This is a genomic window from Herbaspirillum sp. FG34 (genome assembly GCF_057809315.1).
Window position 1 is genome coordinate 457,949 of the sequence record NZ_JBMDJS010000002.1, and the last position, 9,061, is coordinate 467,009.

At 63.7% G+C, this 9,061-nt stretch carries 6 protein-coding genes and 1 pseudogene; 2 read left to right on the forward strand and 5 right to left on the reverse strand.

Features of this window, described 5'->3' with window-relative positions:
• Nucleotides 1–80 precede the first annotated feature (80 nt).
• From ppa to hemC, 5 genes are all read right to left on the reverse strand, one after another.
• On the reverse strand, nucleotides 81–614 hold the full coding sequence (gene ppa / locus ACODSZ_RS04155; protein WP_006463345.1) for an inorganic diphosphatase: 534 nt from the start codon (nucleotides 612–614) through the stop codon (nucleotides 81–83).
• Between the two features lie 269 nt (nucleotides 615–883).
• Nucleotides 884–2,083 (reverse strand): heme biosynthesis protein HemY, encoded by a 1,200-nt coding sequence (locus tag ACODSZ_RS04160; RefSeq protein WP_175344590.1) that lies wholly within the window; start codon nucleotides 2,081–2,083, stop codon nucleotides 884–886.
• A gap of 20 nt (nucleotides 2,084–2,103) precedes the next feature.
• The gene (locus ACODSZ_RS04165; protein WP_241821989.1) at nucleotides 2,104–3,294 is read right to left on the reverse strand and encodes a uroporphyrinogen-III C-methyltransferase; all 1,191 of its coding nucleotides are present in this window, start codon (nucleotides 3,292–3,294) and stop codon (nucleotides 2,104–2,106) included.
• Between the two features lie 35 nt (nucleotides 3,295–3,329).
• Nucleotides 3,330–4,127, reverse strand: coding sequence for a uroporphyrinogen-III synthase (locus ACODSZ_RS04170; protein WP_488927090.1), 798 nt, complete (start codon nucleotides 4,125–4,127; stop codon nucleotides 3,330–3,332).
• Nucleotides 4,111–5,067 carry a hydroxymethylbilane synthase gene (gene hemC / locus ACODSZ_RS04175; RefSeq protein ID WP_008329821.1) on the reverse strand — a complete coding sequence of 319 codons (957 nt, stop codon included), beginning with the start codon at nucleotides 5,065–5,067 and terminating at the stop codon, nucleotides 4,111–4,113. The genes ACODSZ_RS04170 and hemC overlap by 17 nt, the downstream gene beginning before the upstream one ends.
• Nucleotides 5,068–5,325: 258 nt before the next feature.
• On the opposite strand from hemC, the gene ppc reads away from it, so the two are divergent.
• Both ppc and ACODSZ_RS04185 read left to right on the forward strand, forming a co-directional pair.
• Entirely contained in the window at nucleotides 5,326–8,241 is a 2,916-nt protein-coding gene (gene ppc, locus ACODSZ_RS04180; RefSeq protein ID WP_488927091.1) for a phosphoenolpyruvate carboxylase, read from the forward strand.
• 386 nt (nucleotides 8,242–8,627) lie between these two features.
• Nucleotides 8,628–9,061 (forward strand): annotated as a pseudogene (locus tag ACODSZ_RS04185) (dienelactone hydrolase family protein); the annotation flags it as partial.

The following is a 9,061-nucleotide window of genomic DNA, read 5'->3' on the forward strand; positions in this document are numbered from 1 at the left end:
GCCCGCGCCGGTCATGAAATGAAAATCGCCCGACAGGCGCAAACCTGTCGGGCGATTTTTTATGCCTTGCTGATGGGGAATTACTTGGCGTTCTTGAACGCTTCCACACCGGCCAGGATTTCAGCACGGGCAGCGTCCGGGCCTTCCCAGCCTTCGACCTTGACCCACTTGCCCTTTTCCAGATCCTTGTAGTGTTCGAAGAAGTGCTTGATCTGGTTCAGACGCAGTTCGTTCAAATCTTCCGGCTTTTGCCAGTGGGTGTAGATCGGCAGGATCTTGTCGACCGGCACGGCCAGCAGCTTGGCGTCGATGCCCGATTCATCGGCCATCTTCAGCACGCCGATGGGGCGGCAGCGCACCACCACGCCCGGGATCAGCGGGAACGGGGTGATTACCAGCACGTCGACCGGGTCGCCGTCTTGCGACAGGGTCTGGGGAATGTAGCCGTAGTTGCACGGATAGTGCATGGCAGTGCCCATGAAACGGTCGACGAAGATGGCGCCGGTGTCCTTGTCCACTTCGTACTTGATCGGATCGGCGTTCATCGGGATTTCGATGATCACGTTGAAGTCATTGGGCAGGTCGCGGCCAGCGGGGACGTTGTTCAGGCTCATGGGATTCTCACTAGGGAAAGAAACGAAAAGCGGTTTTCGGGTCGCCACCGCCTGAGCTTAATGCTCGATGCAATAAGCATTAAGCTGGGCTTAATGCTCAAACCAGGCCGTGCCAACACCGGAAAGCCGCAATTATAGCGGCATTCAGGCTCAGTCCGGCATCTTGGCCGGTGCAACTTACGCCAACATGACAGCGCCCGGCCATGGTCATGAAAAAGGCGGAAGGGCTTGCGCCGCTTCCGCCTTGGTCATTGACCCGCACAACAAGTTCAGCGGATGGCCGTCGCCAGGGCGCATTGCTTGTAGTGGGCAGCGGCCTGGTCGGGCTGGTCCAGGGCCTCATGCAGCTGGGCCAGGGCCAGGTGCGATTCACGCACGGTGCGGGGTTCGATGGCGTCCGAGAGGGCTTGCTCCAGATGGCGCTGGGCCTTGCCCCACAGCTTCTGGCGCAGGCAGAACATGCCCAGGGTCAGCGCCAGTTCGGCATCCGTCGGGTTCTTGGCCAGCCAGGATTCGCAATGCTCGATCTGCGACAGCAAGGCCGGCGAGCCGGCTTCGGCGGTCGACTCACGATAGGCGCGCAGCAGGCGGATATCCCAGTCGGCAGCCAAGGCGCGTTCCAGCAGACTGCGCGCCTCGTCATGCAGGCCACGGCTGGAGAAGGCCTGGGCCGCCCGCACGGCGATGTAGGGCTTCAACTTGTCGGCACCGGGTACGCCATTCCAGAGCAGGCGAATCGATTCGGCATCGTGCGAGCGGTCCGACAGCAAGGCATCGTAGGACATCTCGCGCAGGCGATTGGACAGGGCCGGATGCAGGGCATTGCGCTTGTCCAGGGTCTGCACCAGGCGCAGTACCTCGGGCCAGTTCTTGGCTTGCTGGTTGGCCTTCAAGGCCCACTGCAGGGCCTGGATGTGGCGGGTGCCGTTGGCGTTCAACTCTTCCACCGTTTCCAGCGCCTGTTTGAAGTGATGTTCGTCCACTTGCAGTTCCAGTGCCGTCATCAGGCGCGCAGCTTTCAAGGTCGGATCGACTTCGGTGCTGGCCAGCCAGATGTCGCGGCGCTCGCCCTGGCGCATGCGGTGCGCGGCACGGGCTGCGATCAAGGCGGCGATGCCGGCGTTGTCGGGCAGGTCGGAGGCGCGTGTGGCAGACTTCTCGGCCTGGCCGAAGCGGCCTTCGAAATAGGCCTTCAGGGCATCGCGCAGGGCCTTGTTGCTTTCATTCTCGCGCTTGGCACGACGATAGGCGATCACGCGGCCGGGCAGCTTCTGCGTCAGGCGGATGGCGCGGATGACCACGTAGATGGTCAGGAACACCGCCAGCACGGCGAAGATGAAGAAGTTCAGGGACAGGTCGATGCGGTACGGCGGATAGAACAGCACCACATTGCCCGGGTTGAAGCGCGCCAGCACGGCCAGGCCGATGGCGGACGCGAAGAGGGTCAGAAGCCAGAGCAGTATTTTCATATCAGGTTCCCGTCAGCGGCTCACGGACGGGCCTTGTAGTTGCGCACGGCGTTGAGGCTTTCGGCCAGCGTGGGCAACTGAATGGAGACATTGCTGCCCTGTACCTGCTTCAACAGCGCCTGGGTAGTCTGGACCTGCTTGGCGCGGGTATCGAAATACTTGGCGATGGTGTCCTGGGCCGACGACAGGTCATTGCGGAAGGCGAACTCGTTGCGCGAAAGCAGGGCCAGGCGCGCATTGAGCAGGCGCAGCTTGAGGTTCTCTCGCACGAAGTAGGCCTGGCCCGGCGAGAGCAGGATCGCTTCCGGTGTCTGCACTTCACGGATGCGCACCAGCTGGCGCAGTTCGGACCACATCTCGGTGCTCATGCTCTGCCAGGTCTCACGCGCACCGGCCAGCCATTGCGACCAGGCCGAGGCTTCGGCGGGTGCGGCTTCGGCCCGGGTCTTGCCATGCTTGGTCTCGCCCTTGGCGGCGGCCTTCACCGGCTGCGGCTTGGGCTCGCTGGCCGACTCCACCGGATGCTCGTCCACCAGCAGCGGCAGGGTATCGACCTGGCCGATGGCGCTATCGAGGCGCACGGCGATGCCGGCGATGTCCACCGTCGGCAGGGCCTTCAGGCGCTCGATGTCATGCGCAATGGCACGACGGATCACGATGAACTGCGCCTTGTCCGAACGCGACAGGCTCTTGTCGGCATTCTGCAGGGCGATCAGCGCACCTTGCACGTTGCCAGCCAGCTCCAGCTGCTGGTCTGCAGTGGAGAGCACTTCCTCGATTTCGGAGAGGGCCCAGTCGTCGCGGTTCTTGTTCAAGTCCTGGTACATCTGCTCCAGCGCCAGCTGCTGGCTCTGGGATTCGGCCTGCTTGCTGTCCAGCACGCTGACCTTGGATTGCAGCTCCTTGGTGCTTTCCTGCACTGACTTGAGCACGCCCTTGAGTTCATTGCTGTTGTTGTCGCCATTCTGCAGGCGCTGCGCGACTTCGCTGCGCAGGTCGCGCAGTTCGGTATGCGAAACCCACCACTGCGCGCCCAGGCCGGCGATGACCAGCAGCAGCACGATGGTCTGCGCACGCTGGCGGCGACGCAGCACCGCCGTGCCATCGGGCGGGGTGAAGGTATAGGACGCCTGCGGCGCCGCTGCACCAGCGTTGTGGCTGGCTTGCGGTTGAGGCTCCGGCAATTGGGGGGTGGGTTGCTGTTCGTTCATGGGCTGGATTGTAACGCGGCAAATTACGCGGCCGCTCAGGGAGCGGGTGGAGCAAGGGCGGCAAGCAGGCGTTCGTCACCCGATCCGGTCAGGACCACCTGCACGAAACCCTGCTCCCGCGCGGTCTCGGCGATCCTGTGGTGAGAGACGACGATGCGTTGTCGTTGCAGTTTTACCACACGTTCCTCACCTCCGGCTAGTCTTGCCAAGTGAAGCAAATTGCGCAAGGCCTCGGAACTGGTGATGACCCAGTCGGCCCCGCCATCGAGCAAATCCAGCAGTTGCAGGCGGCTTGGCGCATCCAGTTCGGGGGCCAGGCGGCGATAGGCGGTGAGGAATTGAACCTCCACGCCCTGTTGTTGCAAAGCTTCACTCAGGAAATCGCGGCCGGCCTGGCCGCGCACGATCAGAGCACGCCTGCCGCGCAATTGTTCCAAAGGGAGGGATTTGAACAATTCCTCGGAATCCATCTTGTCGGCGCGTTGGGGGCCGTAGATGGTGGCATTGCCCCCATCGATGCCATGTCCGCGCAAGGCCACCCTGCTGCCCTCTCCCACGATGCCGATCGGCACATCGCGCGGCCATTGCTGCAGATGGGCAAAGACGGCATCGATGGCATTGGGGCTGACGAAGACCACCAGTGCGAAGTCTTGCAGGCGCGCCAGCGTGGCCTTGAGTTCGCTGTCATCGTCCACCGGACCGATGACCAGGAGCGGAAACACCACGGCACGCCGGCCCAACTGCTGCACGCGCTCGGCAAAGCTGCCGGCCTGTTGCAGTGGCCGCGTCACGACCACTGGCAACGATGCGGGGGGGTCAGGCCGAAGCGGCATCAGCCTGGGCCTTGCAGGCCGCCAGAATGGCATCGGCGCCGCGCGCCTTGAGCAGCTCGGCCACTTGCGCACCGAGCGCCTCGGGCGCATCCGGCGAACCTTCGGCCTCGGCGGCGGCGGCTTGCGCGCCATCGGGGGTGGCGATCATGGCGCGCAGGTGCAGGCGCTCGCCCTCCAGCGTGGCATAGGCCGCCAGCGGAATCTGGCAGCTGGCGCCAAAGATGCGCGAGACCGAGCGCTCGGCGGCCGAGACCACGGCGGCGGGCTCGTCATGCAGGGGGGCCAGCAGGCGCTTGATATCGTCACGGCCCTCGGGGATCTCGATGGCCAGCGTGCCCTGGCCGGGCGACGGCAGGCTCTGTTCGGGATCGAGGAAGGAGCGGATGCGCGCCTTCAGACCCAGGCGGTTCAGTCCGGCCACGGCCAGGATGATGGCGGCATAGTCGCCGCGATCCAGCTTGGCCAGGCGGGTATCGAGATTGCCGCGCAGCGGCCTGACCACCAGTTGCGGATAACGCGCGGCGATCATGGCCTGGCGACGCAGGCTGCTGGTGCCGACGATGGCGCCAGCGGGCAGCGCGTCCAGCGAATCGTAATCGTTGGAGACGAAGGCGTCGCGCGGGTCTTCGCGCTCCAGGATGGCGGCCAGCTCGAAGCCTTCGGGCAGGTCCATGGGCATGTCCTTCAAGCAGTGCACGGCGAGGTCGGCGCGGCCTTCGGCCATGGCCACCTCCAGCTCCTTGACGAACAGGCCCTTGCCGCCGACCTTGGAGAGCGCGCGATCAAGAATCTGGTCGCCACGGGTGGTGGTTCCGAGGATATTGATGCTGCACTGCGGATATAATGCGGCCAGACGGTCCCGCACGTACTCGGCCTGCCACATGGCAAGGCGGCTCTCACGCGAGACGATGACGATGTTGGAAGGAGGAAATTCTTTCAAGACGGGCTTTCCGATTCAGTCGTGGCACCCGCGGCCGAGGAGACAGGGAAAGCAGGAGACCGGCGAATCCAGACTGAACAATACGATTAAAAAAAGCGATCGAGGGCAAGCAGCAACGAACATCGATCACAGAGACCAGAAGCGAGACGCACACCAAAAACGAGGCAAACAAACGAGCCAAATTCTAGCACGCACACCCACGGCAATCCGATCCACAAGCACGACTTTCTCCTCCGAAAACCGCAGCAACCGTTGATCATGGCGACCAAAAATCCAACACCACGCAGTGCCCGTTCCACTCCCTCCACCCCCCGCGCCACCGCTGCCACCAAGAGCAGCCCGGCCAGCAAGACCATCAGCAAACCCGCCCGCAGCACCGACAAGGATGCGCCGCTGAAGGAAGACATCCGCCTGCTCGGACGTCTCTTGGGCGAAGTCGTGCGGGAACAGGAAGGCGATGACGTCTTCGAGGTGGTGGAAACCATCCGCCAGACTGCCGTGCGTTTCCGCCGCGAATCCGATGCCAAGGCCGGCGCCGAGCTGGACAAGCTGTTGAAGAAACTGACCCGCGACCAGACCAATTCGGTGGTGCGCGCGTTTTCCTATTTTTCGCACCTGGCCAACATCGCCGAAGACCAGCACCACAACCGCCGCCGCCGCGCGCACCTGCTGGCCGGCTCCGAAGCCCAGCCCGGCAGCGTGGCCTATGCCCTGTCGCGGCTGGATGATGCCGGTGTCTCGGGCGCACAAGTGCGCAGCTTCCTGAAGGAAGCACTGGTCTCGCCGGTGCTCACCGCCCACCCCACCGAAGTGCAGCGCAAGTCCATCCTGGACGCCGAGCGCGAGATCGCCCGCCTGGTGGCAGAACGCGACCTGCCCTTGACACCGCGCGAACTGCGCCACAACACCGAACTGCTGCGCGCACGCATCGCCACGCTGTGGCAGACGCGCATGCTGCGCTATACCAAGCTGACGGTGGCCGACGAGATCGAGAACGCCCTCTCCTACTACCGCATCACCTTCCTGCGCGAACTGCCGGCCCTGTATGACGACATCGAAGCCGAGATCGACAGCCAGTTCCCCTCACGCGCCAAGACCCGCACCGCAGAACTGCCGCCCTATCTGCAGATGGGCAGCTGGATCGGCGGCGACCGCGATGGCAATCCCAACGTCAATGCCGCCACCATGCAGCATGCCTTGAAGCGCCAGTCCACCACCATCTTCGATTACTACCTCGACGAAGTGCACACGCTGGGCGCCGAGCTGTCCATCTCCACCCTGATGGTCGATGCCAGCCCGGAACTGCTGGCCCTGGCCGATGCCTCGCCAGACCATTCCGAGCACCGCGCCGACGAACCCTACCGCCGTGCCCTCATCGGCATCTATGCGCGCCTGGCCGCCACCGCCCGTGCGCTGGGCGTGGTCAACATCCTGCGCCAGGAAATCGGTACCGCCGCCCCCTACGCCAGCCCGGCCGAATGCGTGGCCGAACTGGAGGTGCTGGTGAGCTCGCTGCAGGCTCATCACGGTGCCGCCCTGGTCAAGCCGCGCCTGGCCGGATTGAAGCGTGCCGTGGAGATCTTCGGCTTCCACCTGGCCACGCTGGACATGCGCCAGAGCTCCGACGTCCACGAGCGCGTGCTGGCCGAGCTCTTTGCCAAGGCCCAGGTCGAGGCCGACTATGCGGGCCTGACTGAAGAACGCAAGATCGCCCTGCTGCTGGGCGAACTGTCCAGGCCGCGCCTGCTGTATTCGCCCTACCTGCAGTACGCCGATGAGACCAATTCCGAGCTGACCATCCTGCGTGCGGCGCGTGAAATCCGCCGCCGCTATGGCGAGCGCGCCATCCGCAACTACATCATCTCGCACACCGAAACCCTCTCCGACCTGCTGGAAGTCTTGCTGCTGCAGAAGGAAACGGGGCTGCTGCACATCGAAGGCAACCAGCTGCACGCGCTGGAGCTGATGGTCATTCCGCTCTTCGAGACCATTCCCGACTTGCGCTGCGCCGCCGAGATCATGCGTGGATGGCTGACCCTGCCGCAGGTCAAGGGCTTGATCGCCAAGCACGGCAAGCTGCAGGAAGTGATGCTGGGCTATTCGGATTCCAACAAGGATGGCGGCTTCCTGACCTCCAACTGGGAGCTCTACAAGGCCGAAAACCAGCTGGTGGAACTGTTCAATGAAGCCGGCGTGACGCTGCGCCTCTTCCATGGTCGCGGCGGCACCGTCGGTCGCGGCGGCGGCCCCAGCTACCAGGCCATCCTGGCGCAGCCACCGGGTACCGTCAACGGCCAGATCCGCCTGACTGAACAAGGCGAAATCATCGCCTCCAAATTCTCCAATCCGGAAATCGGCCGCCGCAACCTGGAGCTGCTGGTCGCCGCCACCCTGGAAGCGAGCCTGATGCCGGCCGCCGCCGACGGCAAGGAAGCCAAGAAGCTGGCCGAGTTCGAGCGCGTCATGGAAGAACTCTCCGAACGTGCCTATCGTGCCTACCGCAACCTGGTCTACGAGACCCCGGGCTTCACCGATTACTTCTTCGCCGCCACGCCCATTGCCGAGATCGCGCAACTGAACATCGGTTCGCGTCCGGCCTCGCGCAAGGCCACCCAGCGCATCGAGGATCTGCGCGCGATTCCCTGGGGCTTCTCGTGGGGCCAGTGCCGCCTGCTCTTGCCGGGCTGGTATGGCTTCGGCAGCGCGGTCTCGGGCTGGCTGGAAGAAGCCGGCAACGTCAGGGAGAGCGCAAAACGCCTGGCCACCCTGCGCGCCATGTGCAAGGAATGGCCGTTCTTCGCGGCCCTGCTGTCGAACATGGACATGGTGCTCTCCAAGACCGACCTGGCCGTGGCCTCGCGCTACGCCGGGCTGGTGGCGGACCGCAAGCTGCGCAACACGATCTTTGGCCGCATCACCGGCGAGCATGAACGCACCAGCGCCATGCTCTCGTCCGTCACCGGAACCAAGGATCGGCTGTCGGGCAATCCGCTGCTGGCACGTTCGATCAAGAACCGCTTCGCCTATCTCGACCCGCTGAACCACCTGCAGGTCGAGCTCATCAAGCGCCATCGTGCCACCGCTGCAGCCAAGCGTACGCCGGAAGAGCGCGTGCAGCGCGGCATCCACCTCACCATCAACGGGGTCGCCGCCGGCTTGCGCAATACCGGCTGAGCCAAGCTGTCGTCATGCCAACAAGAGGGCTGCCCGCCGATGCGGGCGGCCCTTTTCGCTTGGATTGCTGCCAGGAGACGCCCCGTCTCAAGTTCAGCGTTTGCATGCCGATAACAGATGGCTGTGATGACATTTGACGAAGCGACAAGCTGTTGCGGGCGGCGCACAAATGCGCCCACGCTTTTGTAATGGATCAGTTTTTTTGCACCGCAAAACTGAATCCATCCTGCCGCTCAGCGCTTCACTTTTGTAAAATGTAAGATGAAGAATTCAAATACACATAATCGTTGCAATCCATGAAGCATATTGCTTCAGCGACCATGTTCTTCCACGGTGGGAATGGTTGCCGGGCGACGATCAGGCATCGAAACAGGGAATCAGACATCATGCGACATTGGGGAAAACCACTGGCTGCGTTCTGCATTGCAGCATCGCTGGCCGTGATCGGCGCCTGGGCGCAGGCGGCCGCCTATTCGGCGCCGCCGCCACCACTGGAAGCGCGCCGCGTATCGCTCACCAGCGTGGACAACAAGGGGGGCAAGGCCACCGCGCTCTATGGGGTGTGGATCAAGGCACGCAGGACGCTCAACAGCAAGGGACCGTATCCGACCGTGATCGCGCTGCATGGCTGCGGCGGACTGTACAGCATCATCAAGGATGGTCGCGGCGAATTCACGCCGCGCCACCTGGCCATGGCACGGGTTCTGACCGATGCCGGCTACAACGTCCTGTTCCCGGACAGCTTCACCCCGCGCGGTCGTCGTTCGACCTGCCAGGACTCGGTGGCCCAGCGCGAGGTCAGCGCCATGAACCGCCGCGT